The organism is Streptomyces silaceus (assembly GCF_001419745.1).
Taxonomy (GTDB): Bacteria; Actinomycetota; Actinomycetes; order Streptomycetales; family Streptomycetaceae; genus Streptomyces; species Streptomyces silaceus.
In genome coordinates, this window is sequence record NZ_LIRJ01000183.1 from 12,731 (window position 1) to 13,007 (window position 277).

A 277-nucleotide genomic window follows, 5' to 3' on the forward strand; every position below is an offset into this window, starting at 1 on the left:
GACGAACCCACCAACCACCTCGACGTACGGCACCAGGTGGGGCTGCTGTCCTTTCTGCGCGGCTCCGGGCCGACCGTGCTCACCGCGCTGCACGACCTCAATCTGGCGGCGCAGGTCTGCGACCGGATCGCCGTGCTCGACACCGGCCGCCTGGTCGCCTGCGGCACACCGGCGGACGTCCTCGCCCCGGAGCTGGTCCGGAAGGTGTTCGGCGTCGAGGCCTCCGTGGTGCCGCACCCGCGCACCGGGATCCCCCAGCTCCTCTACGACCTGGCGC

General features: G+C 72.6%; 1 pseudogene. It reads left to right on the plus strand.

Annotated elements, in window-relative coordinates:
• Positions 1–277, plus strand: a pseudogene (locus AOK22_RS42815) (ABC transporter ATP-binding protein); the annotation flags it as partial.